Origin of the sequence: Salinispora cortesiana, assembly GCF_000484695.1 — a bacterium.
In the GTDB taxonomy this organism is placed as follows: Bacteria; Actinomycetota; Actinomycetes; order Mycobacteriales; family Micromonosporaceae; genus Micromonospora; species Micromonospora cortesiana.
The window spans coordinates 1-25,521 of record NZ_AXVR01000058.1; the positions used below are offsets into that span (position 1 = coordinate 1).

The window sequence follows — 25,521 nt, forward strand, 5'->3', positions numbered from 1 at the left end:
ACCTCCCGGGCCACCCGGGTCACCTCATCGGCGAACGACGACAACTGATCCACCATCGTGTTGACAGTGTTCTTCAGCTCCAAAATCTCGCCCTGCGCATCAACCGTGATCTTCTGCCCCAGATCACCCGTCGCGACCGCCGTCGACACCTGCGAGATGTTGCGGACCTGTGCGGTCAGGTTCGACCCCATGGTGTTCACCGAGTCGATCAGGTCCTTCCAGGTGCCGGCGGCGCCCCGGACCTCGGCCTGACCACCCAGCTTCCCCTCGGTACCCACCTCCTGGGCCACCCGGGTCACCTCATCGGCGTACGACGACAGCTGATCCACCACGGTGTTCACCGTGCGCCCGATCCGCAGGTACTCCCCGCGCAGCGGTCGGTCGTCCAGCTCCAGCGCCACGTGCTGGGAGAGATCACCCTTGGCGACCGCCGCGATCACCCGAGCGATCTCGATGGTCGGGCGCCCGAGGTCCTCGATGAGCGAATTGACCGCCTGCTGCCCCTCCGCCCAGGAACCGTCCAGGTCCTCGTCGTCGAGGCGTTCGGCGAGCCGCCCGTCCCGGCCCACGATCCGGCTGATCCGGCGCAGATTGTGGTACTGCCGTTCCTGGAGCGACACCACCTCGTTGAAGGCATCCGCCAACTCGCCCGCCCGGCCCGACCGGTGCGGCAGCCGAACCTTGAGATCGCCGTGGCGAACGCGCCGAAGTGCCTCGGTCAGCTCGATGAGGACCGCATCGGGGTCCGGCGCGGACGGCTCCGCCGCCGGCTGCTTCGCCGTGGTCATCATTCCTCGCTCACGTCGGGGGCGGCCTGCTGCCGGCAGGCCGGACCTCTCACTATTGTGCCCACCACCGACTACGCGCCAGACCGACGCGACGTGAGCTGGCACCGGCTCGGGGGCCGACCGATGTCGGCTCTCCGCTGGGTCCGGTTGGCACCCACCACGGCAGCGGTGGAGGATACGGGGGTGTCAGCGGAGAGGGGGCCCGCGCCGACCGGAGGCCGGGACGAGCACGTCCGGCGAGTCCGGCTCCCCGCCGACCCCCGGACACCCGCCGCAGCGCGCGCACTCGTCCGGTCGCTGCTCGCCGAGGCGGACCTGGCGGAGCTGACCAACGAGGCGCTTCTGCTCACCACCGAACTCTCCACCAACGCGGTGGAGCACGCCCGCACCGAACTGGACCTTGAGGTGGTCGCCGACCGACGGGGGCTCACCGTCACCGTCTCCGACTTCGCTCGCGGGCCGGTCGAGGAGCTGAGCGTCGGCGTTCGCAACGAGAGCAGCGACATCGCCGACATCGCCGAACGGGGCCGGGGCCTGCTCCTGGTTGACCACTTCGCCAGCCGCTGGGGCACCACGTACCTGCCCGCCGGTAAGGGGGTCTGGTTCCGGCTCGACCGGCCCGACGCTCTCGATCGCCCCGGCCGGTCACCGGTCACCGCGGTGCCAGCCACGGCGGTGACCGGTGACCAGGCCGCCAGCGAGGACAGCTTCCCACCGAGCGCCGCGGCGATGAGTGAGCTGATGCAGACGGCGCCCGACCCGTACGCGGAGGACTCCCTGCCGGACTTCGCGACCAGCCTGTTGACCCGGGTGGCCGACATGGTCGGCGCGGCCGGCGGACTGGTCCGGCTGGACCGGGGCGACGGGCAGGGCCCGCAGCTACTGGCCCGCTACGGCCGGCAGCCCCGGGCCGACAATGACCTGGTACGGGTGCCGCTGACCGTGCACCGGCCGTACGTCGGCGAGTTGGAGCTGGACGCGGCACCATCCGCGTACGCCCAACCGCTGGCGGTGTTGATGGCCGAGCGCCTTTCGCTGCACCTGGAGAACGACCGGCTGCGCCGGGCCGACCTGCGCCGGCAGGCCTGGCTGACCTTCCTCGCTGAGGCGAGTGAGCTGCTCGCCCAGTCCCTTGATGTCGAGCTGACCATGGCGCTCATCCCGCAGCTCGTGGTGCCCCGCCTGGGGCAGTGGTGCGCGGTGCACACCAGCAATGAGTGGGGGCGGCTGCGACTGGCGGCGGCCAGCCACGCGGACGAGTCGATGCTGCCCCAACTACACGCCGTGCTGGCGGAGACCGGGCCGGACTCGGTCCAGTCCCGACTGCGGGAGGCCTCCCGCAACGGCACTCAGCTCCCGCTCGGCGCGCCGACCGAGGGCTTCGCCGTCCCGCTGATCGCCCGTGGCCAGCGGCTCGGCACCCTCGCTGTTGGCCGGCACCAGCGGCACCGGCACGACCCGGACGAAGTCGCCGTACTGGAGGATGTGGCCCGGCGCGCGGCGCTGGCGATCGAGAACGCGCGCATCCACGCCGAGCGCCGTCGGGTCGCCCAGGCGCTCCAGCAGTCGCTGCTGCCGCCCGTGCTGCCGGTGGTGGAGGGGATCGGCTTCGCCGCCGAGTACGTCCCGGCCGGGGACGACGCGGACGTCGGCGGCGACTTCTACGACGTGCTGCCGCTGCCGGACGGGCGGTGGCTGGTGGTGATCGGTGACGTCTCCGGCAAGGGAGTGCAGGCGGCCGCCCTCACCGGCCTGGTCCGGGATGTCATCCGGACCCTGATCGGGGACGGCAAGCCACTGTCGGAGACGCTGATCCGACTGAACGGGACGCTGGTCGAGCGGGGCGGCGGGCGATACTGCACGCTGGCCCTGGCCACGGTTGGACCGGGTGCGGGTAACCAACTGGAGGTCTGCCTGCACCTCGCCGGGCACGACCGGCCGGTGCTGCTGCCGGCCGTCGGTGCGGCCCGGTTCGTCGGCACCGGCGGCACCGCGCTCGGGTTACTCGGCTCGATCTCCTCGCCGGCCACCGAGCTCACCCTGGACCCCGGCGAGGCATTGATCTTCTACACCGACGGGGTCACCGAGCGGCGGCGCGGGCGGGAGCTTTTCGGGGCGAACCGGCTCCGGGAGGCGACGGCGCCGCTCGCCGGTTACTCGGCGGATGTGGTGGCCGCGCGGCTGCGCTCGACCGCGCTCGGGTTCTCCACCGAGACGCCCCGGGACGACATCGCGGTTCTGGTCCTGCGCAACGACGCCGGCTAGCCGCGGCCGCGCGAGCAGGAGGGTGGCTGGGCCGCCCGGCCGGTAACGTAACGCCGTGACCACCGAGACCCCAGCGCCCGTCGCCAAGCGGATGCCGACCGAGCGAACCCACCACGGCGATACCGTCATTGACGAGTACGCCTGGCTCGCTGGCAAGGACGATCCCGCCACGATCGCCTACCTCACCACCGAGAACGTCTACACCGAGGCCCGGACGGCCCACCTCGCGGACCTGCGCGAGCAGCTGTTCGAGGAGATCCGCCGACGGACCCAGGAGACCGACCTGTCGGTGCCCACCCGCAAGGGCGGCCACTGGTACTACACCCGCACGGTCGAGAGGCAGCAGTACGGGGTGCAGTGCCGCCGCGTCGTCCACGACGGCGAAACCGACCCGCCGGTCAGCCGCGACGGCGCCCCCCTGGCCGGCGAGGAGGTGCTACTCGACGGCAACCTGCTCGCCGCGGGGCACGACTTCTTCGCGCTCGGGGCCTTCGACGTCAGCCCGGACGGGCGTTGGCTGGCGTACTCGACCGACTTCTCCGGCGACGAGCGGTTCACGCTCCGGGTGAAGGACCTCAACACCGGGGAGCTCCTGCCCGACGAGGTGCCCGGCACGTTCTACGGAACGGCCTGGTCCGCCGACGCCTCGGTGCTCTTCTACGTCACCGTTGACGACGCGTGGCGGCCGAACCGGGTCTGGCGGCACACGCTGGGCACCTCGGCCAGCGAGGACGTGGTGGTCTACCAGGAGGACGACGAGCGGTTCTGGGTCGGTGTCGAGCTGACCCGCTCGGAGAAGTTCCTTCTCATCGACATTCACAGCAAGGTGACCAGCGAGGTCCTGGCCATCCCCGCCGGCAACCCGACCGGCGTCCCGGTCCCGGTGGCCCCCCGCCGTCAGGGCGTGGAGTACACGGTCGAGCACCACGGGCACCGGTTCCTGATCCTGCACAACGACGGCGCCGAGGACTTCGCCCTCGCGTACACCTCGGCCGACGCCCCGGGCGACTGGGTGCCGCTCATCGAACACTCCCCCGGCACCCGCCTGGAGGCGGTCGACGCCTTCGAAAACCATCTGGTGATCACGTTGCGCGCCAACGGGCTGACCGGGCTGCGGGTGTTGCCGATCGGGGGTGGCGACCCACACGACATCGACTTCCCCGAACCGCTGTACGCCGTCGGCCTGGACAGCAACCCGGAGTACCGCACGAGTCAGCTCCGACTCCGCTACACCTCACTGGTCACCCCGGACTCGGTGTACGACTACGACCTGGTCACCCGCCGGATGACGCAACGCCGGCAGCGCCCGGTGCTGCCCGGGCCGGACGGCCGCCCGTACGACCCCACCGGCTACGAGCAGCACCGGGACTGGGCGATCGCCGACGACGGCACCCGGGTGCCGATCTCGTTGATCTGTCGGGCCGGCACCCCGCGTGACGGCTCCGCGCCGTGCGTCATCTACGGCTACGGCTCCTACGAGGCGAGCATGGACCCCTGGTTCTCGGTCGCCCGGCTCTCCCTGCTGGACCGGGGTGTCGTCTTCGCCGTGGCACACATCCGCGGCGGCGGCGAGCTGGGCCGGCGCTGGTATGACCAGGGCAAGCTACTGGCCAAGAAGAACACCTTCACCGACTTCGTGGCCTGTGCCCGGCATCTGGTCAAGGCGGGCTGGACCGCGACCGACCGGCTGGTCGCCCGGGGTGCCTCCGCCGGCGGGCTGCTGATGGGCGCGGTGACCAACCTCGCCCCGGACGCGTTCACCGGGATCGTCGCGCAGGTTCCCTTCGTTGACGCACTGACCTCGATCCTCGACCCGTCGCTGCCGCTGACCGTCACCGAGTGGGAGGAGTGGGGCAACCCGCTGGACGACCCCGAGGTGTACGCGTACATGAAGTCGTACACGCCGTACGAGAACGTGCGGGCCGTGGACTATCCAGCGATCCTCGCGGTGACCAGCCTCAACGACACTCGCGTGCTCTACCACGAGCCGGCGAAGTGGATCGCGCGCCTGCGGGCCACCGCGCCGCGGGGCGACTACCTGCTCAAGACCGAGATGGGCGCCGGGCACGGCGGGCCGAGCGGTCGGTACGACGCCTGGCGGGAGGAGGCCTTCATCAACGCCTGGCTGCTCGACCAGCTCGGCCGCGCCTGAGGCCGGTCCCCGGGCCGTCGGCTGCGGACGGCGGCCCGGCTCCCTTCGCGGTGCCGGGCCGCGAAGGAGCTAGTCGGCGAGCGCAGCGGCCAGCACGGCCGGATCCACGTTGCCACCGGTCACCACGGCAGCCGTACGACCGGCGGGTAGCTCGGCACAGCGGAACAGCCGGGCGGCGACCGCCACCGCGGCGCTCGGCTCCACGACGAGCCGCGCGTCGCGGACCAGCCGGCTCAGCGCCGCCCGAATCTCGTCCTCCGTGACGGTCACGATCCCGTCCAGCCGCGCCAGCAGGTGCGCGAGGGTCAGCTCGGACGGCGGCAGGCGCAGCCCGTCGGCGCAGGTCCGGTAGGTGCGCTCCTCGCCCCACGACACCACCGACCCGGCCGCCAGCGAGTCCCGGGCGTCGGCGGCCAACTCCGGTTCCACGCCGATGACCGCCGCCGCCGGCCGCAGCGCCCGGACCGCGGTCGCGACGCCGGAGGACAGCCCGCCCCCGCCGACCGGCACCAGCACCACATCGACCTCGGGTAGGTCCGCCACGATCTCCAGGCCGATCGTTCCCTGGCCAGCGATGATCCGCCGGTCGTCGAAGGGGGGCACCAGCACCGCGCCGGTCTCCGTCGCGATCTGCTGCGCCGCCGGTGCACGGCGCGGCGGCGGCACCGTCACCACCTCGACGCCGTACGCCCGGATCCGATCGACCTTGGCCGCCGGCGCCCCCTCGGGTACGACGACCCGGCACGGCACACCGGCGGCGGTAGCCGCGTGCGCCAGCGCCAGGCCGTGGTTGCCCGAGGAGTGGGTGACCATGCCAGCCGACCGCTGCTCCGCCGTGAGCCGGGCCACCGCGTGGGTCGCGCCGCGCAGCTTGAAGGAGCCGACCGGCTGCAGGCTCTCCGCCTTGAGCCACAGCTCCGCATCCCATGGGGCCCGCATCAGCGGGGTACGTAGAACCTGGCCGGTGATATCGGCGGACGCATTCCGGATGTCGTCGACAGACACGAGCTCCATCACCTGATCCTGCCCGGTGCGGATCCCGCCTAGACTTCCGGGGCGTGAGCAGCGAACGTCCGGTCGCCAGCGGTGGATACGATCCGGCGACGGGCGACCGACCCCGGCCCGGCCTTCGGGCAATCGCCCGGGACCGGCGGGTCTGGGTGATCCTCGGTGTGGTCGCCGCCGTGCTGGTCTGCTGCTGCGCCTCGGCCGCCGGCACCCTGTTCGCCCTCGCTGCCGGCCTCTTCACCGCCGGGTGAGCACGAGCTCGGCGAGGGCCGGCAATCAACCTCCTGATCTGCGTAACACCCCCTGGTGGGATACCGTTTTGCTGGTAGCAGGAGGTCCGGCGGATGTCGTTGACGGTGCACACCCAACAGCGCGGCGAGGTCGCCGTCGTATCGGTCGTCGGCGAGCTGGATCTGGCGACCGCGCCACGGTTGCAGGAGCACATCACCGACCTGTTGGACCGGGGCCGCAGCCGGCTGGTCTTCGACCTGGCGCAGGTCTCGTTCTGCGACTCGACCGGGCTGGCCACCTTCATCCACGCGAAGAACAGCTGCGACGAGGCGGGCGGATGCGTACGGCTGGCCGCCCCGCAGCGCGATGTGCTGCGCATCCTCGAAGTCTGCGGGCTCGTCGAGGTGCTGCGGACGTACCCGACGGTCGAGCAGGCCGTCAACCCCGCCGCGGCGTCATCGTGACGCCCCGCGTCGCCCGCTCCGACTACGACCTGGCGAAGCTGCGCCCGGGCGCTACCCCTCGTCCTCGATGTAACGCGGACGGGCGATGACCAGACCCGCGCCGGTCTGCACCGCAAGCGCCAAGATCAGAAAGCCGACCGGCACGGCCCACCCACCGGTGGCCCCGTAGAGGATGCCGACGAGCAGCGGCCCCAGCGCCGCGATGAGGTAGCCGATGCTCTGCGCGAACGCCGACAGCGCCACCGTTCCCTCCGCCGTACGCGCCCGCAGCCCGATGGTCGTGAGGACCAACGAGAAGGCACCCTGCCCGACGGCCAGCAGGGCCACCCAGAGCAGCGCGCCGCGGTACGGGGCCAGGGCCAGCCCCAGGTAGGCCAGCGTTGACGCACCGGTCAACGACAGCACCAGCGGTCGCAGCGTCCGCAGCCGACCGGCCAGCGTCGGCATCAGGAGTGCGACCGGCACGCCCAGCGCGGTGACCCCGGCGAGCAGGAGACCCGCCGTCGCCGGGCGGAACCCGGCGTCCCGGTACAGCTGTGCCAGCCAGCCCATGATCGCGTACCCGCTGAGGGACTGGGCGCCGAAGTAGACGGCCATGGCCCAACCAAGCCGGGTGCGCGCCGGGCGCACCCGAACACCGGTGGCGGCCTCGGTCGAGGTCGAGCGCCGCGCAATCGAGCGGGCCCGGCGGGCCAACGGCACCCATGGAAGTACGGCCACCGCGGCCAGCCCGGCCCAGATCCCGAGCCCGGTCCGCCAGGAGCCGAAGGCCTGCGCGGTCGGCACCGCCGCGGCGGCGGCCACCGTCATGCCCACGGTCATGGCCGTCGTGTACGCCCCGGTGGCCAGTCCGGTGCGGTGCGGGAAGTACTGCTTGACCAGCAGGGGTAGGAGGATGTTCGCCACCGCGACCCCGGCCAGCGCCAGCGCGCTGGTGAGGACAAAGACCAGTGCGGAGTCGGTGGCTACCCGGAGCACCTGGCCAGCGGCGAGCACCGCCATCGCCACCACCAGCACCCGAGCCGGCGCGACCCGACGGACCAGCCACGGAGTGATCGCCCCGAGCCCGGCGAACGCGATCGTCGGCAGCGTGGTTACCACGCCGGCCATGGTTCCGGAGAGTCCGAGCCCGGCACGGACCTCGTCCAGCAGCGCGCCGAGGCTGGTCACCGCAACCCGCAGGTTCGCACCGACCAGAATTATCCCGACCAGTACGAGCGCGGCTCGGCGCGCCACCTGGCGCTCTCCGACCAGGGCCGTGGCCGTGCCGTCCGGGGAGCCCTTCGTGGCCACGGCGCTCGGAGCACCCTCCGTGGTCACGCCATCCGGGACGCCCAGTCCCTCCAGGGCCACGGCGCTCGGAGCACCCTCCGTGGTCACGCCGCCCGGAGCGCCCTCAGTGGTCACGCCGCCCGGAGCGCCCGCCCCCGCTGGGACCGCGCCCCGCGGGCGAGGGCGGCCGGCCACCTCCGGAAAGTTGATCTCTCGGGACGGGCGCGGCCTCATCCTGGTGGACGTTGCGGAGGGTGGCGGGGTCATGCCCCCGAACCTACAATCATGGGATGAATTTTCGGCAGGGGATGTAACCAGTGCCACCCGAGGTCGAAGCCACCGCCGTCCCACCGCGGGGCCAGCGGGTCCAGGAGACGATCGCCCAGCTCCGCGACCGGATCCTCGGCGGTGAGTGGCCGGTGGGCAGCCGAATCCCGACCGAGCCACAACTCGTCGCGGCCCTCGGCGTGGGACGCAACACTGTCCGGGAGGCGGTCCGCGCCCTGGCGCACGCGGGAGTGCTGGAGATCCGGCAGGGCTCCGGCACGTACGTGGTGTCGGTTGATGAACTGGCCCCGGTGGTGGCCCGTCGACTCACCGACGACCGGATGACCGAGGTGGTCGAGGTGCGGCGCGCCCTCGAGGTGGAGGCCGCCCGACTCGCCGCACTGCGGCACACCGCCGAGGATCTGGCGGCGCTCGCCGGCGCGCTCGCCACCCGGGAGGCCGCGTGGCACGCCGGACGGGTCGACGAGTTCGTGGCGGCCGACGCCACGCTGCACACCATCGTTGTCGCGGCGGCACACAACGGCATGCTCGCCGAGTTACACGCCTCCATCGACGCCGCGATGCGCAGCACGGTCGCCGCGACTTTAGGTGAGACCCTGGCACCGGAGCGCTACGTGGACCACTCCCGACTGATCGACGCCATCCGGTCCGGCGATCCGGAGTGGGCGGCGATCGAGGCAGGTGCCTACCTGACGCCACCGCCGCCGACCTAGGCCATCCCGAAGCACACCGACACCCGTGGAAATCTCACAGCCGCCGACACCATTCGTACACCTGTTCGATAAAGTCCTTGACATGGAGCAGCGAAAGCACTGGTGGAACGGGAAATGGGGGCGCCTGGCCCGACGCGACGTCTTCCTCCGCGTCAACGCCGACCGGTGGCACGTCGAACAGCGCGCCGGCGGCTCGGAGGGGGTCTCCCAGTTCTACGAGTACAGCAGCGTCGAGGAGGCCGAAGAGACGGTCCGGGCGCTACTCCACGGCACCGACACGTGGCGCGAGCTCTCCCCCCGCCCTCCGGGCGGCTGGGGCGGTGTTTAGCGCACAGAACCGCCGGGAACGGCGCCAACATGAACGAGCAACGTGTCCTCTCTCGGGTCACCACCGGGATGCGGGTGGTTGACGTCGCCGGTAGTGAGATCGGCATCGTGGACCTGGTCCAGCGAGACGACCCGAACGCGGTGACCGTGCAGGCACCGACCACCGACCCGGGCAGCAGCCTGAACGAGTTGATCGAGGCCACCGCGGTGGAGGAGCCGGACGTCCCGGCCGACCTGGCGGCCCGGTTGCGCCACTCGGGCTACCTGAAGGTCTCCACCGACCGGGTCCGCACCGGGGCGGTCTACGTGCCCGCCGACCAGATCGCAGCCGTCACCGACGCGGTCCGCCTGGAGGTGCCGCTGGCGGAGTTGCCCGTCGAGGAGTGAACCATCCGACCGAGACTTTCCCAATCCCGCACACCTGTGTAGAGACGAACGGAGGGTGTTCTTGGCAAGCTTGGTCCATGACGTTGATCCTCCGTTCGGCCATCCGCAACGACATCGGCCTTGTCCGGAACAACAACGAGGACTCCGCCCTGGCCGGTGAGCGCCTCCTCGCAGTCGCGGACGGCATGGGCGGACTGCCCGCCGGGGAGGTGGCGAGCGAGATCGTCATCCGAATCCTGGACGAACTGACTCCACCAACCACCCCCGCTGCGGCCGCCGACGCGCTCCGCGCCGTGGTCAGCGCCGCCAACCAGCGCATCCACGCCGCGATCGCCGCGGATCCCGCCCGGGAAGGCATGGGGACGACGCTGACCGCCACCCTGCTCGCCGACGACACGCTGGTGCTGGCCCAGGTCGGAGACTCCCGCTGCTACCTGTTGCGCGACGGGGAGCTGACCCTGGTCACCCGGGACGACACGTTCGTCCAGGCGCTGGTAGACCAGGGGGCGATCACCCCCGAACAGGCCCGGCACCACCCCCAGCGGTCGCTGGTGACCCGAGCGGTGCAGGGAGCCGGCGCCCCGCCCGCGATCGGGACGCTGACCGTGACCTCCGGCGACCGGCTGCTGCTGTGCAGCGACGGGCTCTCCGACTACGTCGAGCACGAGGCGATCGCCGCCGCCCTGACCCAGTACGGTGACCGGCAGCTCTGCGGAGAGCAGTTGGTCAAGCTCGCCCACCAGGCCGGTGCACCGGACAACGTCACCGTCGTGGTTTCCGACGTGACCACAGCCTGAGCGGTCACCGCCGGTACCGGCCACCCGACGGGACACCGGGTGGCCGGCACACCGAGCTACCTCCTCCCCCTGGTGAAGATGTCTGTCAGGGCGGTCAGAAGAGCGACGAGGATAAATGCCGAGATGATCAACAACGTGGTCCGGAAAGCCAACAACCAGTTACCACCGGTACGGTCCAACGTTGCGAACAGTGCGGTGCTGACGCCGACCGTTCCGGCCGAGATTCCAAGCCGGTGCCCGGTCTGCAACATCCCGGCAGCGCTGCCGGCCCGCGTGTTGGATACCTGTGACATGGTCACGGCCTGGTTCGGAATGTTGGTCAGTCCGCTGCCCATGCCGCTGAGGACAAAGCCCGCGCCGAGGCCGGCGAGCAGCAATGGCAGGGCCGCCGAGTGCGGGCTGTCGAAGGTCGGCAGGAGAACGTCACCAACCATGACCGCCGCCAGTCCGACCAGGGACGTCAGCAGTCCGACGGCTACTATTCGGCGACCTGCTCGCCAGGCCAGCCGGCCCCCGACGACCGCCCCGGCCGCCGTCCCCCCGGCAATCGGCACCATCACCAGACCGGTCGTGAGCGGGCTGTGGCCCACCCCGTCCTGCAGATACAGCGCGAAAACGTAGTACAGCGCGTCATAGGCGCCGAACAACACCGCAATGATCGCGCCCAGGCCGTACGACCGGACCCGCAGCAGGCTCAGGTCAACCAGCGGTGACCCCCGTTTCGCCTGCCGCTGCTCCCAGAGCACGAAGCCGGCGAGAACGACCACGCCGACCGGTGCCAGCACCCACAGCACCGGGATCCATGCCACCTCCCCCTCCACCATCGGAATCCAGAGCAGCACCATCCCGACGACGAACAAGACGACGCCAACCGGATCCGTCCGTCGCCACCAGAAGCGATCCGGGGGTGTCGACGCGGGTATCAGGAGAAGCCCCAGGGCAGCTGCCAGGAAGGCGATCGAGGCGCTCGCGGCGAAAGCCAACCGCCAGCCGTTCTCCGGGTTGACATCCACCAACAGCCCGCCCAGGACCGGTCCGGACCCGAGGGCGACGGCGAACGCCACCCCGAGTAGACCGTACGGGCGGCCCCGCTCCTCCTTGGTGAACAACTGCTGGAAGAGCCCAAGGATCTGGGGGCTGGCCACCCCGAGCGCACCGCCCAGCACCAACACGGAGAGCACCAGCCAGACCGGCGTCTGGGCGAGGGCGGCGGACGTGGCCGCCACCCCACCGAGCACCAGGGTGGACACGAAGACGACCCGCCGTCGCCACACGTCACCGAGCCGACCGCCGGGCACCAACATCAGGGCGTACGCCAGCGCGTAGCCGGCAACCATCCACTGCTGGCCGTCCTCGCCGAGGCCGATCGTCGAGGTGATCTGCGGCACCGCGATGGCCAACATCGCGGTGGTGGCCGTCGCGAGGAATACGACCACCTGACAGACCGCGGCCACCAGCCACCGTCGGGCTCGTCCGGGCGCCCCCGCGCCCGGCGTCGGCCCGGAACGAGGCTCGCGGGCCGTCAACGCGACATCCCGGCACACTCGCGACTGGTCACGCGCCCCCCTTGCCCACCCCGCGGCGTTCCCGCTCATCTGGGCGACTCCCGGGAATTGATCCAGCTATCGCCGGATCAACTCCCGGGAGCGCGGCTCCGCCTCGTCAGTGCGGCCGGATGCTCTGCTCGTACTGGAAAAACTCATGCGGGTCGTACTTGGTCTTGACCTCACGCAGCCGGGCGTAGTTGTCGCCGTAGTACGCGGTGGCCCAGTCACCGATACTGCTGTCCGGGACGTTGACGTAGGAGCCGTTGACGTAGGGCAGCAGCGCCTGACGGAACTGCTCCGTCCACGCCAGGACCGTCTTCTGCTCCTCGTCGTTCTCCCAGTTCCCACTCCACTCCATGTAGTACTTCGGGCTCCGGTGGAAGAACGCGGTGGCGTCGGTCGGGATCCGTTTCATCGCACCACCCCAGTTCAAACACCAGATCTCGCCGCCGAGGCCGGGAAGTTCGGCCAGAAACCGCATGACCGTGTCGATCCCCCGCTTCGGCAGTAGCTCATAAACCCAGGACGAGGGGATGTGCGTCTTCCGCGGCGGGTCCGTGGTTCCCGCGAGCTGGTTCCAGGCGTCCAGGTAAGACGTGGTCTCCATGGTGACCTGCGGGTCACCGATGTCGAGCAGCGGCCGAAGTATCTTTCGCAGCTGGCGCTCCGAACCACGGTAGATACCATTGCTGAAGATATGGCCGTCCGTTCGGGTCTTCGCATTGAAAACCGACCCGAGTCCATCATCCGCAAAGGGCGCGATCTCCTGCCAGGTCCGGAGAAGCTCCCCGACGTATCGCCAGTCATCCCAGGTGATCTGGTACACCACGACATCCGACACCGGATGGATGCGGTATGTGTACTTGGTCGCGATGCCAAAGTTGCCGCCACCACCCCCGCGCGAGGCCCACAGCAGATCGGCGTACTGCGTCTCGTCGGCGTGGACGAGCCGGGCGCCCCGCTCCCCGTCGGGAATGACGATATCGAGACACGTCAGGCTGTCGCTGGTCACCCCAAGACTCCGACTGAGCTGGCCGATCCCGCCGCCCAACGTGACCCCGGCCACGCCGACGCCGACCTCCGCTCCGGTGGGAATGGCGAAACCCCGCTCCCCCAACGCCTCGACAACCTGGTCCTGGGTTGCTCCGGTCTGCACTGTCGCCTGGTGCGCGTGCGTGTCCAGCTCGATCTCCTGCATTTCACTGACGTCGATAATGACGCCGCCATCCACCGCCGACCACCCCTCCAGGGCATGCCGACCACCTCGAGCACGGAAGGCCACATCGTGTCGACGACACCAGGTGATCGCATTGATCACGTCCTGGGCGTCCTGACAGAAAACGATGACCAGCGGGTACGGGTTGAACTGCCGGTTCCACCCGAGTCGCGCGGCGTCGTAGTCGGCATCGTCGGGGAACACCAACCGCCCGGTCAGTTTTCCCGGGTCCGGGTGCGGACTTCGCCCCGCCGTCGAATCGCTTAGGGCAGCACTGTCACCATAGGCCACCAGGGCAGCGGGCGAGATGACGGCAGCGCCGGCGACGCCCGCACCTACCGCCAGAACACGTAGGACATTTCGTCGAGTGGCTTCCATTTTCCTTCTCCTTCAGTACCGAAACAACTATCTGAAATGACCCGGCCCGCGAATACGACTATTCATGGCAACAATTCCGACCCGCCTTGGCCGACCTGACACCGCCGGCCGCACCACACACACGCCTCAATCGATTTGGGCAGCATGATGCCGCCAAACACACACACGTCACTCGAGGTGCGTTTCAGTACTGCAACACCGGCTCGTCTGTTTTGACCGTATCAGTCCGGTCTGCTACCCGAAGGCGCTTGGCGGGATCGCTAATAGCTGCTGCGTGGTACACCCGGGGCTGCTGGGAATTCAGTTACCTAATGGGAAACCGCAGGCCAACAGAGCGCCCAGGATGAACACCGTCGTATCCAGCGTCAGCGGCGGTTCCGCCGGCGCACCGCGGCCCACGTGACGCCGACGACCAGCGCCAGCGATGTCACGAGACACAGCAGAAGGGTGATATGCCACGGCCTGATCGCACCCATGGCACGGCATGCTACCCAGAGCGGGCAAGTCTCGCCGACCCCCGAGGAGGCGCTTCGGGTTCACCACCACGGACCCGCGCCTCGATCCCGAGCGGCTCGCAGGACATCGGCAGTTTCGACGAGGTATGAAGGTGCACAGGCGACAATCCGCACACCGGAAGGACCTGGCTCGATGACCCTGGAACGACCGATCGCCCCGGACCCGTACGAACTACTGCCGACGGTGCCATCGTTCACACTCACCAGTGACGACGTACGCAACGGCGAGCCGATGGACGCGACGTACGCCAATCCGAGCGTCGGCGGCGACGACCTCTCCCCGCACCTGGCCTGGTCGGGCTTTCCCACCGAGACCAAGGCCTTCGTGGTGACCTGCTTCGACCCGGACGCACCGACCGGCAGTGGCTTCTGGCACTGGGTGCTGGTCAACCTGCCGACGAGCGTGACGGAGCTGCCGCGGGGCGCGGGCAGCGACGGCCTGGGCGGCGCCTTCACGGTCCGCAATGACTACAGTCAGCAGGGTTACGGGGGTGCCGCCCCGCCACCCGGTGATCACCCGCACCGATACCTCTTCGCGGTGCACGCGCTGGACGTGGAGCGCCTCGACGTCACCCCGGACGCCTCCCCGGCGTACGTGGGCTTCAATCTCGCCTTCCACACCCTGGCCCGCGCGGTGATTCGGCCGACCTACCAGGTCACGCAGTAGCCGTCCCCGCGTTTCCACGATCCGCGTCCGGCCTGGTGGCGCCCGCTGGCGATGGGGGCGACCAGCGCCGGATCACGGGAAGGCGGGTGGCCGTCGGGTCAGGAGGGCGTACGGGCCACCGCGAAGACGGACTGGCCGAACGGGGGGCGGGCCAGCTGCTCGGCAGCCTTGGTCACCGGGAGCACCAAGGTGTCGTACACCTTGACCATCGGGCCCTCCTTCGGCATCAGCCGGAAGACCTTGGTCGCCATGAAGTAGCCGATCAGTCCGAGCGCATTCGCGTAGTGGATCTTTTCCACGGTCAGCCCGGCTTCGGTCATCGCGGCGGCCAGGGTCTTCGTCGTGTACCGCCGGACGTGGCCGGTGGCGATGTCGGCGGGGCTCATCGCGAACTCGAACGCCGGCACGATGATGATCACCGGGCTGCCCGGCCGGACCAGGTCGCGCATGCCACGCAGGGCCCCGACGTGGTCCTCAATGTGTTCCAGGACGTTGTACGAGACGACGGCGCTGTAGTCGCCGCCGTCCGTGTGCGGCAGCAGCATCTCACGCACCTCGATGCCGGGCTGCTCGGCGGCGAGTCGTTCCTTCAGGGCGACCAGTCGCTCCGGGTCGGCCTCCGTGGCGGTGAAGCGGGGGACTCGTTCGGCCCACTCCAGTGCGTAGTCACCGAGGCCGCTACCGACCTCGATCGGGTTCTCACCCAGGTACGGCAGGGCCAGCTCAACGAACCAACGGCGGTGGTTCACGGCAGTCGCGAGGCCTTCCAGCACCTCGGACTGGACACGCTGATTACCGGTTATTTCTGCCATTCGTCGATTCCTCACGGTGTGGCTTGGCTTGACCCCGCCCAGACCGACAGAGTGAACCATCCACCTAGAAGGTGGAACAAATCGGGGCATCGGGGTGACCGAAATACGATCGGAGTAGGTGCATGATCGGCAGCCAGGAGCCGGCACATGCTACCAATCGCCCAAAACCTGGCACAGTGTGGCCATCATCTGACTACGCTCTGAATTGGTATGACTACCGCCGATTCGAGTAGCGCAGCCGACGCCTCCGAGGAGGGAGCGCCGGCCCCCCGGTCTGACCAGCCCGGCCCGCGGTGGCGGCTCGACCTGTTGGCAGTACTGAGCTTCGTCCTGCTCGCGCTCTGGGTGACCATCCGGCTCTGGCTGGACCCAGACGACGGGCTCCGGGACAACCGCACCGACCAGTCCCAGTTCGAGTGGATGATGGCGCACGGTTCACGAGTGGTGACCGATTTCGCCTACCCGTTCACCTCGGACCGAATGAATGTGCCGGAGGCCGTCAATTTGATGGCCAATACGTCCGTACTATCCGTATCTATACCAATGACGCCGGTCACCCTCCTGGCCGGCCCCCGGATGTCCTTCCTGCTCTTCCTAACCCTGGGTATGGCGGCCACCGCGACATCGTGGTATTTCCTGCTCTCCCGGGTGGTGGTCCGCTCCCCCGGCCCGGCCTGGCTCGGCGCCACGTTCTGCGGGTTCGCGCCCGCGATGGTCTCGCACGCCAACGCCCACCCCAACATCGTCTCCCAGTTCGTCGTACCTCTGATCATCTGGCGCACCCTGCGCCTCGGCGAGCCGGGTCGCTGGCTCCGCAACGGGATCCTGCTCGCCCTGGTCATCGTCTGGCAGGCCTTCCTCAACCTGGAAATCCTGCTGATGACCGCGATCGGCCTCGGCGTGGTCGTGGTCGCGCTCGCTCTCCGCCGGCCCGACCTGCGCCAGCGGGCACGCCCCTTCCTCGCCGGGTTGGGTGTCGCCGCCGCGGTCGCGCTCCTCCTGCTGGCGTACCCGCTCTACGTGCAGTTCTTCGGCCCCGGCGCCTACCGAGGACTCTCCCCGCTCATCCGCGGCTACTCCACCGACCTCGCCTCGTACGTGGCGTACTCCCGGGAGTCGCTGGCCGGCGACGAACCCGGCGCGCGCGGGTTGGCGCAGAACCCCACCGAGGAGAACGCCTTCTTCGGCTGGCCCCTGCTGGTGCTCGTCGCCGCGCTCGTCTGGTGGCTGCGCCGCGATGTCGTCGTCCGGGCTCTGGCCCTGCTCGCGGTGATCTTCGCGGTGCTCTCGCTCGGCCGGGAAGTCCTGTTCAACGGCGAGCTCACCGGCATCCCGGCCCCCTGGGCCGCGCTGGAGAACCTGCCCATCCTGCACTCGGTGGTACCCACCCGGTGGGCGCTGGCCATCACCCCGCTGTTCGGGCTCCTGCTCGCCTACGGGGCGCAGCGCGCCCGGACCCTCGCCAACCACAATCCCGCCGCCCGGCCGCAGATCCGCTTCGCCACCGTCACCGTGCTGGCGATGGCGCTCCTGCCGCTCCTGCCGACCCCGCTGCCGGCGGTCCGGCTGGAGCCCACCCCCGCCTTCGTCACCTCCGGCGCCTGGCGACCATACGTAGCCGATGGACGCAGCATCGTCACCCTGCCGCTACCGGACACCCACTACGCCGACCCGCTGCGGTGGTCCGCCGAGACGGGCCTGGACATGCCGATCGCCCGTGGGTACTTCCTCGGCCCGGACACCCGTCCCGGTCGGCACCGAGTCGCCCTGTTCACCGCGCCAGCCCGCCCGACCAACGAATTCTTCGACGAGATCCGGCGCACCGGCACGGTGCCACCGATCAGCCAGCAGGAGCGGACGGACGCCGAGGAGGACCTGCGGTACTGGCGGGCCGGCGCAGTCATCCTCGGTCCGCACGAGCACGCCGACGCGCTACGCGAGGGCATGACCGAACTGATCGGGATAGCGCCGACCTACACCGAGGGCGTCTGGCTCTGGGACGTGCGAAGCCTCACCGCCTGACCGACGCCGCCCCGGCCGGGACCGACGGAGTGACCAGTGCCGACCCGTCCAGGACCAACGGAGCGACCAGTGCCTACCCGATCAAGACCAACGGAATGACCGGTACGGCCCGGTCAGGACCGGCGGAGCTGACCGGCCGGCCGATCAGGACCGGCGGAGGCAGCAGCCCGCGCACGTCGTCGGGCGAGGAAGGGTGAAGGCGAGGCAGCAGGTACACCGCTGCACCATCAGCTCACCGGCCGGATCCGGCACCAGCTCGACCAGGTCTCGCAGATCGAGCGCCGAAAGCAATGTGTCGATCGCGGCGACGGAGGAGCCCGGCAGGCCGTCGGCGGCACGCAGGATGGCATTGGCGATCCCGGCGGCCACCGAACCCAACAACGTTCGGGCGCCGATCCGCACTTCCGCCTGGATCGCCGCAATCATCGGGGCGAGGTGGGCGTCGAGCAACGTCGCCCGGAGAGCCGCGAGCAACTCCGCCTCGCCGGCCACCACCTGCACCTCGGGCCGGCCGGCCAGCGCCAGCGGATCACCGGGCAGGACCGCCACCGCGGTCGACCGGCGCAGGCCCAGGGTGAGCAGCGAACGATGATCCGCAAGGTGAATCAGGACATCGGCGGGAACGAGCAGGGGAACCCGCCGGGCCGAGGCCCAGCCCAGTACCGCCGGCAGCGCCGCCCAGTAGCAGTATGCCTTCCAGGCCAGCGCCGCACTGGCGTGCCGGGTGCCACCCCACTGGTCAGTGGCCGCGGCCAGGAGCTCGGGCAGTCGCGTCCCGTCCACCAAGCTGGTGGCGGGTGACCAACCAACCTCATCGGCGACCAACAGGCCGTGGGCCAGGCCGGGCACATCGTCGGTGCCGAAGAGCTGGCGAAGCGCCATGGTGACCGGAGCCAACGGGGCGATAGCTGCCGTGCCGGGCATAACTGTGGTCACCCGACGCTCCTCCCGTCTTCCGCCCCTCCGTTAAGCCAAGCCTAGCCTAACTTCTGCTGAAGCTCAGCCACTCCGGCCCAGCCGCACCTCGACCACTCCGGCCATCCGCACCTCGGCCACTCCGGCCCAACCGCGTCTCGGCGGCTTCGGCCCAGCCCGCGCCTCGGCGTACTACCCGCCCGCCAGCCCAGGGAAACAGCCGCCGCACTATCGACCCTCGTCGCTGGAGAGTCAAGACTCATGTCGACAAGGTGGCACTTCTATATCCGACCAATGACAGAACGTGAAACTGATAGTCCCGGCCCCAAGGAAGCTGATGACGACATCACCGCTCGATCGGGCGGCCGACACCTTCGCCGTCGAACTCGCCCGCTACCGGACCGAGCGAGGGCTGACCAAGAAGCAGCTGGCGACGCTGATGGGATTCGACCCGTCGTACGTGAGCCACGTGGAGGGACGCCGGCACCGGCCCACCGAAGACTTCGCCCGGCGGGCAGAGGCCGTGCTGGAGGCCAGCGGGGCGATCTGGCAACGCTTCTGTGAATACGACGAACTCCGGCACAACCGCAGCGACCGGACGGCGCACCGCGAGCCACCCACCCCCGGGCAGTGGCTGCCCCCCGGCACCGGCCTGATCGTCGAACGGGAACACGCCAGCCTCACCTACCAGGACGAGACGTACCACTGCGTCATCCGCCGGGAGCTGCACAACGCCGGCATTGAGCCGATCACCCGGTACCTCATCCGCGTCGCCGTTGACCGCTACCCGGGCGACCCCGGCCGCTCCAACCGACACCACCGGGCACACCCGCTCACCTTCGCCGAGTTGCAGCTTCGCGCCTACCGGCTGGACGGGCAGGAGCACGAGGCGATGCACTGGCGAACCAAGCACGACCGGGACGCCTTCAAGGAAATCTGGCTGCTCTTCGAGAACGCCGACCGGCGCTTCCCGCTCTACCCGGGCGACCGCGCCACCATCGAGTACGCCTACCACGTCGGGGCGGACAAGTGGGGCCCCTGGTTCCAGCGGGCCGTCCGGGTACCCACCCGGCACCTCGCCGTCCGGCTCGACCTGCCCGCCGCCCTCGACCCGCAGGTCTGGGGTGCCCAGACCTCGCTCTCCGCGGAGGAAGGCCCGCTGCGCACCCCGGTGGCCCGCCGGGAGGAAGGCGACCGAACAATCTTCGACTGGGCGGCAGACGAGCCACCGCTGAACGGCCGCTACCGGATGCAGTGGCGATTCCGGTCCCGACCCGAGGGGGAGCCGACACAGCCCGGCTGGCTGCGACCAAGCGACCGGATGCGGAGCGTCGGAATCCTCCAACACGAAGCCGGCCTACTCCGCCAGCCCACCCAGCCGTTCGACCTACCCAGCGAAGCAGAGGTCGCCCAGGAGACCGTGGAACGGCTCACCGCAGCCCTACTCCGCCTGGACGAGCTACACCCGTTCAGCAAGGGGGTCGGCGTCGCCGCTCCCCAGATCGGCATCGGCCGCGCCGCCGCCGTCGTCCGCCCCCCAGACCGCGGCGGCGAACCCGTCGTCCTGCTCAACCCGCGGGTGGTCGACGCCGCACCCGACACCGACGAACAGTACGAAGGGTGCCTCTCCTTCTTCGACCAGCGCGGCCTCGTGCCCCGCCCGCTGCGGATCGACGTCGAGCACACCCACCTCGACGGCAGTCGGGTCATCACCACCTACGAGTACGCCATGGCGCGCCTCGTGGCACACGAGATCGACCACCTCGAGGGACGCCTCTACGTGGACCGGATGGCCCCCGGCGTGCCCCTGGTGCCGGTCGAGGAGTACCGGCACACCGGACAGCCCTGGCGCTACTGACAGCGTTGGTACGGCCACGTCCGCCCGGGGGAAGGAGGGCCGGGCGGACGTGGCCGTTGTGGGCGGTGCCGGTCCGCCCGATGGGTAATGTCCGTTACAACTCACCGAAGGTGTCATACCGGGTGCGCTTCTGCGGCACCTCGTCGCCGGAGAGAACCCGCAGCGTGGCCCGGACCATCGGCGCCGACCCGGAGACGTAGCAGTCATGCGCCGTCCACGGGCCGTACCGGCCGACCACCTCGGAGATGTCGCCCAGCTCACCATCGAAGCCCTGGTCCGCGCTACACGCCGGGGTCACCGACAGCCACGGATGCCGGGCGACCAACTCCTGCAGCCCAGCCAAACCATAGAGATCAAGATGCGTGGGGGCGCCGTAGAAGACGTGCACCCAGCGGGTCCGGTTGTAACCCGCCAGCTCCTCGACCAGCGCCTTCACCGGAGCCAAGCCAACCCCGCCGGCCACGCAGAGAATGTCCCGGTCCGATGCCCGATCCAGGGTCATCGACCCCATCGGCGCCGCCAACCGCAACAGGTCACCCGGCTTCACCCGACGAACCAACGCGCCGGACAGCCACCCCGCACCCGGCGGTGTCCGAACGTGGAACTCCAGCACGTTGTCGTCGTTCGGCGCGTTCGCCACCGAATAGGTCCGCCACACCCGCGGGTGGTACCGGGGCGCCTCGATGCTGACGTACTGGCCCGCCTGCCACCGCAGCGGATGCTGGAGGGCGCGGACCGTCAACACCGCCGTGTCCGGCCCGTACCGAACGTGGGTCAGCACCTCGGCATGCCAGAACGGCGGGTTGTCGTCCGCCGCCGCCCCCGCGAGCATCTTGCCCGAGATGGCCGCGTACGCGTCCCGCCAGGCCTGGTCGAAGGTCAGATTCCAGCCGTCGCCGGCGGTGCTGCGCAAGGCGTCCAGCAGGGCGACGCCCATGGTCTCGTAGTGCGTCGCCTCGACGTGGTACTTGCGGTGGTCCCGGCCCAGCGAGCGGAGAAGCTCGTCGAAGCTCTCCGGGTCGTCCACCGTGTGGGCGGCGGTGATGATCGCCTCCAACAGCCGATCACCCTGACCCGCCATCTGCGCCGGAAAGAGTGAACGCAGCTCGGGGTCGAGCAGGAACAGCCGGGCGTAGAAGTGCTCGCTCAGCCGGTCCCGGTGCTCCTCAACCAGGGTCCAACTCTCCTTGAGTAGCCGCGCGACATCGTCCACGGGAGCGCGCTCCTTCTCCGTACGGAAATCGGGCAGCTACAGAATGGCCACGGAGCGTGCCGAACGGTCGCACACAATGTGCGACCGTTCATGAGGTCTCCTCGGTGCCACGATCAGGAGTCGGGTCAGGCACAGTGGTGCGGTGACCCTCGATCTGGACCGACCGTTGACTCGCCGGACGCTGAGCACCGAGACGTGGCTGGTCCTCGGCTTGTCGCTCGGCCAGTCCGCCGTCTACGCCCTGACCTCGATCGTCGCCAAACTCACCGCCGAGGGACCGCTGTCGGCACAGACCGCCGCCCTGAACACATCCCGGTCCGAGCGGCCCTACCTCGACCTCACGTACCAGCTGCTCGGGATCGGCTTCGCCCTGCTCCCGGTGCTGCTCGCCGTACACCTGCTGGCGCGCAACCCCGGCGATCCGGCCCGGACGCTCGGTCTGGACGCCCGCCAGCCCGGCCAAGACCTCGTCCGCGGCGCCGGCCTGGCCGCGCTGATCGGCCTGCCCGGCCTGGCCCTGTTCTGGGCGGCGGCGCAACTCGGGCTCAACGCGACGCTGGTGCCCGCCGCGCTGCCGGACATCTGGTGGGCAGGACCAGTGTTGATCTTTGCTGCCGTGCAGAACGCCGTGCTGGAAGAAGTGATCGTGGTCGGCTACCTCGTCACCCGACTGCGGCAGCTCCAGTGGCGACTTGGCGCGGTCGTCGCCACCAGCGCGCTACTCCGCGGCTCCTACCACCTCTACCAGGGGTTCGGCGCGTTCGTCGGAAACGCGGTCATGGGCGTCATCTTCAGCCTGTACTTCCTCCGAACCCGGCGGGTGATGCCACTGGTGGTGGCGCACACACTCCTGGACATCGTGGCCTTTGTCGGCTACACGGCGCTGCCGAAGGAGTGGTTCGACTGGCTCTGAGGTCCGCGGCGACCCCGACATCCGACCTGTCCGAGGGTAGTCGCTTTGCTCCCGGCGGCCAGGGCCCTGTATTCTCAATCCCCGGTGGCCTGCGTGGCCGCCAGGGAGACTTCGCCTAGTCTGGTCTATGGCGCCGCACTGCTAATGCGGTTGGGGTTTTAAAGCCCCTCCCGGGTTCGAATCCCGGAGTCTCCGCGCGAAAGTCGGTCGTGTAGGCTGACCAAGCACCAGCGCCCGTAGCTCAACGGATAGAGCATCTGACTACGGATCAGAAGGTTAGGGGTTCGAATCCCTTCGGGCGCGCCACGCGATCAAGGCCGTGACCAGCGGAAACGTTGGTTGCGGCCTTGACTCTTTCCCAGCATGTGCCGTGATCTTCCACCATGTGGGAGCTTGGTGCTCCGTTGGTGCTCCAAAGTTCGCGTGCCGTCTGAGGGGCGGTTCGTGCTCGTGCGTGCTGACCAGTGCGTGTGCGTGTCGCCTGGTCTGGGTCATGGTGGAGGTGTGCGTCGGCGGGTCGTCGGGTTCCGTCCACTGTGGCCGTTGGTGTGGATCTTCTTGGTGGCTGTCGCTGCGGGTGTGGTCGGTGGGCGTTGACCTGGGTTCACGGCTTGGCGGGTCGGGGGCTGCACCATAGGGTAGGAGTAGTGGCCAGTGGTGGCGGTGGTGTGGTGTGGGCATCTGATTTCCGCCCGGTTGTCCTGTCCCGGGCGCCTTGACACGGTGCGGTTGAAGACCGTGCGGGTTGGGTTTGGGCCGGCACGAGCCGGGCTCCCGGCTCGTCGCCGGGGTGTCCATCGGGTCTGGACCAGGTCGGTGCCGGCTACGCGATGAACCGCAGCGGCCGAGGTAGCAGCCGCCGGTGACCGGCACGGGAGGGTGTTGGTCGAGCGGCTTCGCCCACGAACCGTTCACGTTCGGTGCCTGCACCACGCGGTTCGGGACTGCCATCACCGGCGCACGCTCATGCCGAGATCAGTGCACCCGATCTCGGCTTGCCCGCTGGGGGTATTGCCGCGCGAGACGGCACGAAGCCTATTGGCCGGTAGCATCACGCCCGACTCCGGCGTCGTAGCGGAACTGGAGAACGTCCACGGCGTACGGTAACCGGATCGGCGGGTGGGCTTCTCGCATCGCAACGAGGCCGGCTATCGCTCCACGACCGATGGCCGTGTCGATGGTCTGCTGCTGGTCTGCTGACAGAGAGTTCCAGGTCGCTCTGGCGGTGCACGGAGAACAGAGGTCGCCGCCGCGTTGAAGCTGACTCGCCGCGCAACGCTCACCGCAGCCCGGGCAGAGGTAGTCGATCACCTGTATCAGTCTTCGCTCCGGGCTCCTGGCTGCCAACCGGATAACGTCTGGATCTGCCGCCGACCGCGCGCGGGGCACACAGGTAACGGGTGGACGTAGCTTGGTTCGGCAACACAGACTGAGCCGTGACCTCTCGGGACATTCCGCTGCCGCTGGGCGAGGTCGGTTGGCTGTTCCCCGCGCTGGCAGATCGGACGGAACACGACCGCGTTCGTCAGCTTCTACAGTCCGCCGACGAGACCCTCTTCCGGGTTGGGCAGCGGCTGGGTGCACGATCCGACGCCCAGCTCTGGGGCGTCACCCTGAACCGCTTCCGCTATCAGCGGCTCGGGCCTGAACCGGATTTCCCGGTCACGATACTGGCGGGCGAAGGGGGATCGAATCAGATCTGGGTCGATGTCCTGTGCGCCCCGGCGGGCAGCATGCCCTACCACCGCCCCGGGCCGCCATGGCAGGTGCACACCACGATCTCCCTCAGCTGTGACTCCGACTCCACCGGCTGCGGCGGCCACCAGGTCGACGCCCAGACCAGTCCGCCGGTCGAGACCCCGCTCGGTGCCGCCACCGAGGTGCACGCCGCAACCGAATGGCTGCTACAACGACTCGCCAACGAAACCGAGGACTCCCTCCGAAAACACGACCCGAACCGCGGTCACCCACCCGCACCCCGACGCCGCGACTGACACGAATCGCAGATCACCCCCGGCCTGCCGAAGGTGAGCCAGCGAATGCGGCGGCCCCGTAGGGCAAAGCCGGTACTCAAAGGGCGCGACGCCACTCACCCCGCCGTCCGGATCTGCCGCCGAGCGTGCAGGCGGCTCGCCATCGCGCATCACGCTCCGAACGCCGGGATCGCACTGCCCGGCCCTTTGGCCGGTACGCGCTCGGCCCGCAGAGGTGCGCTCAGACTCGATCGAGTTCGATCGTGAGATGTCCAGGTGCCCGTACGCCGGCCAGTGCCCATGCCCAGCCGGGAAGGCTGAGAGCCTCGGCGAAGAAGTCGTCGAGAGGCATGCCGAAGGACCATAGGACCCTGGACCCGAGTGCTTCGGTTTCGGCGCTGGGAGTCCAGTGGAGCGTGCAGCGCAGTTGCCAGATCACCTTCTAGGTCGTCGGCCTCGATGAGCTGCCGGGTGAGATCAGCACAGAACCCACGCACGCCGTCGACTTCAGAGGACGTCTGATTCACGTATTTTGTGTGTGTTGTGGTTGTAGTGGTTCTCGCCAGGTTGGGGTGGTTTCGGCGGTGAGGCGTTTGGCGAGGTTGTCGATCATGGCGAGGGTGATCATGCTGGCGGAGTTGTCGGGTCGTGCTTCATAGTCGCGGACGAGTCGGCGGTGGTGCATGAGCCAGCCGATGGTGCGTTCGACGACCCATCGCCGTTTGACCACGCTGAAGCCTTTGGCCTGGGGGTCTTTGGTGACGGTCTCGACGTCGACGCCGAGTGCGGCGCCGTGTTCG

The 25,521-nt window shown here is 69.4% G+C and carries 22 protein-coding genes and 2 tRNA genes; 15 read left to right on the forward strand and 9 right to left on the reverse strand.

Annotated elements, in window-relative coordinates; genetic code table 11:
- Nucleotides 1-788, reverse strand: a 788-nt coding sequence (locus K228_RS0120125; RefSeq protein WP_188116226.1) for a HAMP domain-containing protein, incomplete at its 3' end; no start/stop codon positions are given.
- Between the two features lie 183 nt (nucleotides 789-971).
- On the opposite strand from K228_RS0120125, the gene K228_RS0120135 reads away from it, so the two are divergent.
- Both K228_RS0120135 and K228_RS0120140 read left to right on the forward strand, forming a co-directional pair.
- Nucleotides 972-3,053, forward strand: a complete 2,082-nt coding sequence (locus tag K228_RS0120135; RefSeq protein ID WP_025620061.1) for a SpoIIE family protein phosphatase — start codon at nucleotides 972-974, stop codon at nucleotides 3,051-3,053.
- A gap of 55 nt (nucleotides 3,054-3,108) precedes the next feature.
- Nucleotides 3,109-5,205: a S9 family peptidase gene (locus K228_RS0120140; protein ID WP_025620062.1), complete on the forward strand. Its 2,097-nt coding sequence runs from the start codon at nucleotides 3,109-3,111 to the stop codon at nucleotides 5,203-5,205.
- 69 nt (nucleotides 5,206-5,274) lie between these two features.
- On the opposite strand, the gene K228_RS0120145 is transcribed toward K228_RS0120140, so the two are convergent.
- Complete coding sequence (locus K228_RS0120145; RefSeq protein ID WP_025620063.1) at nucleotides 5,275-6,219, reverse strand: threonine ammonia-lyase; 945 nt, start codon at nucleotides 6,217-6,219, stop codon at nucleotides 5,275-5,277.
- A 44-nt stretch (nucleotides 6,220-6,263) separates the two neighbouring features.
- Between K228_RS0120145 and K228_RS0120150 the strand changes: the two genes are divergently transcribed.
- Nucleotides 6,264-6,464, forward strand: a complete 201-nt coding sequence (locus K228_RS0120150; protein ID WP_025620064.1) for a hypothetical protein — start codon at nucleotides 6,264-6,266, stop codon at nucleotides 6,462-6,464.
- Between the two features lie 93 nt (nucleotides 6,465-6,557).
- Nucleotides 6,558-6,908, forward strand: coding sequence for an STAS domain-containing protein (locus K228_RS0120155; RefSeq protein WP_025620065.1), 351 nt, complete (start codon nucleotides 6,558-6,560; stop codon nucleotides 6,906-6,908).
- Between the two features lie 51 nt (nucleotides 6,909-6,959).
- On the opposite strand, the gene K228_RS25905 is transcribed toward K228_RS0120155, so the two are convergent.
- Nucleotides 6,960-8,228, reverse strand: a complete 1,269-nt coding sequence (locus tag K228_RS25905) for an MFS transporter (protein ID WP_025620066.1) — start codon at nucleotides 8,226-8,228, stop codon at nucleotides 6,960-6,962.
- A gap of 269 nt (nucleotides 8,229-8,497) precedes the next feature.
- Here K228_RS25905 and K228_RS0120165 point away from each other — a divergent pair, with 269 nt between their 5' ends.
- From K228_RS0120165 to K228_RS0120180, 4 genes are all read left to right on the forward strand, one after another.
- Nucleotides 8,498-9,181 (forward strand): FadR/GntR family transcriptional regulator, encoded by a 684-nt coding sequence (locus tag K228_RS0120165; protein WP_025620067.1) that lies wholly within the window; start codon nucleotides 8,498-8,500, stop codon nucleotides 9,179-9,181.
- Nucleotides 9,182-9,263: 82 nt separating this feature from the next.
- A complete protein-coding gene (locus tag K228_RS0120170) occupies nucleotides 9,264-9,509 on the forward strand; it encodes a hypothetical protein (protein ID WP_018743778.1) in 246 nt (81 codons plus the stop codon).
- Between the two features lie 29 nt (nucleotides 9,510-9,538).
- The gene (locus K228_RS0120175; RefSeq protein WP_025620068.1) at nucleotides 9,539-9,895 is read left to right on the forward strand and encodes a hypothetical protein; all 357 of its coding nucleotides are present in this window, start codon (nucleotides 9,539-9,541) and stop codon (nucleotides 9,893-9,895) included.
- Nucleotides 9,896-9,972: 77 nt separating this feature from the next.
- Nucleotides 9,973-10,692, forward strand: coding sequence for a PP2C family protein-serine/threonine phosphatase (locus tag K228_RS0120180; protein WP_025620069.1), 720 nt, complete (start codon nucleotides 9,973-9,975; stop codon nucleotides 10,690-10,692).
- A gap of 56 nt (nucleotides 10,693-10,748) precedes the next feature.
- Here K228_RS0120180 and K228_RS0120185 read toward each other — a convergent pair whose 3' ends face one another.
- Together K228_RS0120185 and K228_RS0120190 are read right to left on the reverse strand one after the other, a co-directional pair.
- Complete coding sequence (locus K228_RS0120185) at nucleotides 10,749-12,218, reverse strand: MFS transporter (protein WP_033777165.1); 1,470 nt, start codon at nucleotides 12,216-12,218, stop codon at nucleotides 10,749-10,751.
- 136 nt (nucleotides 12,219-12,354) lie between these two features.
- Nucleotides 12,355-13,833, reverse strand: coding sequence for an FAD-binding oxidoreductase (locus K228_RS0120190; RefSeq protein ID WP_025620071.1), 1,479 nt, complete (start codon nucleotides 13,831-13,833; stop codon nucleotides 12,355-12,357).
- Nucleotides 13,834-14,481: 648 nt separating this feature from the next.
- Here K228_RS0120190 and K228_RS0120195 point away from each other — a divergent pair.
- Nucleotides 14,482-15,015 carry a YbhB/YbcL family Raf kinase inhibitor-like protein gene (locus K228_RS0120195; RefSeq protein ID WP_025620072.1) on the forward strand — a complete coding sequence of 178 codons (534 nt, stop codon included), beginning with the start codon at nucleotides 14,482-14,484 and terminating at the stop codon, nucleotides 15,013-15,015.
- A gap of 98 nt (nucleotides 15,016-15,113) precedes the next feature.
- Here K228_RS0120195 and K228_RS0120200 read toward each other — a convergent pair whose 3' ends face one another.
- Nucleotides 15,114-15,827 carry a class I SAM-dependent methyltransferase gene (locus tag K228_RS0120200; RefSeq protein ID WP_025620073.1) on the reverse strand — a complete coding sequence of 238 codons (714 nt, stop codon included), beginning with the start codon at nucleotides 15,825-15,827 and terminating at the stop codon, nucleotides 15,114-15,116.
- A 210-nt stretch (nucleotides 15,828-16,037) separates the two neighbouring features.
- On the opposite strand from K228_RS0120200, the gene K228_RS0120205 reads away from it, so the two are divergent.
- Nucleotides 16,038-17,849, forward strand: coding sequence for a DUF6311 domain-containing protein (locus K228_RS0120205; protein ID WP_025620074.1), 1,812 nt, complete (start codon nucleotides 16,038-16,040; stop codon nucleotides 17,847-17,849).
- 144 nt (nucleotides 17,850-17,993) lie between these two features.
- On the opposite strand, the gene K228_RS0120215 is transcribed toward K228_RS0120205, so the two are convergent.
- Nucleotides 17,994-18,773 carry a hypothetical protein gene (locus tag K228_RS0120215; protein ID WP_025620075.1) on the reverse strand — a complete coding sequence of 260 codons (780 nt, stop codon included), beginning with the start codon at nucleotides 18,771-18,773 and terminating at the stop codon, nucleotides 17,994-17,996.
- Nucleotides 18,774-19,101: 328 nt separating this feature from the next.
- Here K228_RS0120215 and K228_RS0120220 point away from each other — a divergent pair, with 328 nt between their 5' ends.
- Nucleotides 19,102-20,622 (forward strand): peptide deformylase, encoded by a 1,521-nt coding sequence (locus K228_RS0120220; RefSeq protein ID WP_025620076.1) that lies wholly within the window; start codon nucleotides 19,102-19,104, stop codon nucleotides 20,620-20,622.
- Between the two features lie 94 nt (nucleotides 20,623-20,716).
- On the opposite strand, the gene K228_RS0120225 is transcribed toward K228_RS0120220, so the two are convergent.
- The gene (locus K228_RS0120225) at nucleotides 20,717-21,835 is read right to left on the reverse strand and encodes a globin domain-containing protein (protein ID WP_025620077.1); all 1,119 of its coding nucleotides are present in this window, start codon (nucleotides 21,833-21,835) and stop codon (nucleotides 20,717-20,719) included.
- 142 nt (nucleotides 21,836-21,977) lie between these two features.
- On the opposite strand from K228_RS0120225, the gene K228_RS0120230 reads away from it, so the two are divergent.
- The 4 genes from K228_RS0120230 (at nucleotide 21,978) to K228_RS0120250 (ending at nucleotide 24,742) form a co-directional block, all read left to right on the forward strand.
- A complete protein-coding gene (locus tag K228_RS0120230) occupies nucleotides 21,978-22,748 on the forward strand; it encodes a CPBP family intramembrane glutamic endopeptidase (protein WP_025620078.1) in 771 nt (256 codons plus the stop codon).
- Nucleotides 22,749-22,852: 104 nt separating this feature from the next.
- A tRNA-Ser gene (locus K228_RS0120235) sits at nucleotides 22,853-22,943 on the forward strand.
- Between the two features lie 35 nt (nucleotides 22,944-22,978).
- A tRNA-Arg gene (locus K228_RS0120240) sits at nucleotides 22,979-23,054 on the forward strand.
- A 1,130-nt stretch (nucleotides 23,055-24,184) separates the two neighbouring features.
- Nucleotides 24,185-24,742, forward strand: a complete 558-nt coding sequence (locus K228_RS0120250) for a hypothetical protein (RefSeq protein WP_025620079.1) — start codon at nucleotides 24,185-24,187, stop codon at nucleotides 24,740-24,742.
- Nucleotides 24,743-25,244: 502 nt separating this feature from the next.
- Here the strand turns inward: K228_RS0120250 and K228_RS0120260 are convergent.
- Nucleotides 25,245-25,521 (reverse strand): transposase (locus K228_RS0120260; RefSeq protein WP_025620080.1); only part of this gene is annotated, 277 nt, incomplete at its 5' end.

Coding starts and splice junctions, on each gene's coding strand:
- K228_RS0120145 (WP_025620063.1), bottom strand. CDS start 6,219: ATGGAGCTCGTGTCTGTCGACGACATCCGGAATGCGTCCGCCGATATC.
- K228_RS0120155 (WP_025620065.1), top strand. CDS start 6,558: ATGTCGTTGACGGTGCACACCCAACAGCGCGGCGAGGTCGCCGTCGTA.
- K228_RS0120170 (WP_018743778.1), top strand. CDS start 9,264: ATGGAGCAGCGAAAGCACTGGTGGAACGGGAAATGGGGGCGCCTGGCC.
- K228_RS0120175 (WP_025620068.1), top strand. CDS start 9,539: ATGAACGAGCAACGTGTCCTCTCTCGGGTCACCACCGGGATGCGGGTG.
- K228_RS0120180 (WP_025620069.1), top strand. CDS start 9,973: ATGACGTTGATCCTCCGTTCGGCCATCCGCAACGACATCGGCCTTGTC.
- K228_RS0120190 (WP_025620071.1), bottom strand. CDS start 13,833: ATGGAAGCCACTCGACGAAATGTCCTACGTGTTCTGGCGGTAGGTGCG.
- K228_RS0120195 (WP_025620072.1), top strand. CDS start 14,482: ATGACCCTGGAACGACCGATCGCCCCGGACCCGTACGAACTACTGCCG.
- K228_RS0120200 (WP_025620073.1), bottom strand. CDS start 15,827: ATGGCAGAAATAACCGGTAATCAGCGTGTCCAGTCCGAGGTGCTGGAA.
- K228_RS0120205 (WP_025620074.1), top strand. CDS start 16,038: ATGACTACCGCCGATTCGAGTAGCGCAGCCGACGCCTCCGAGGAGGGA.
- K228_RS0120215 (WP_025620075.1), bottom strand. CDS start 18,773: ATGCCCGGCACGGCAGCTATCGCCCCGTTGGCTCCGGTCACCATGGCG.
- K228_RS0120220 (WP_025620076.1), top strand. CDS start 19,102: ATGACGACATCACCGCTCGATCGGGCGGCCGACACCTTCGCCGTCGAA.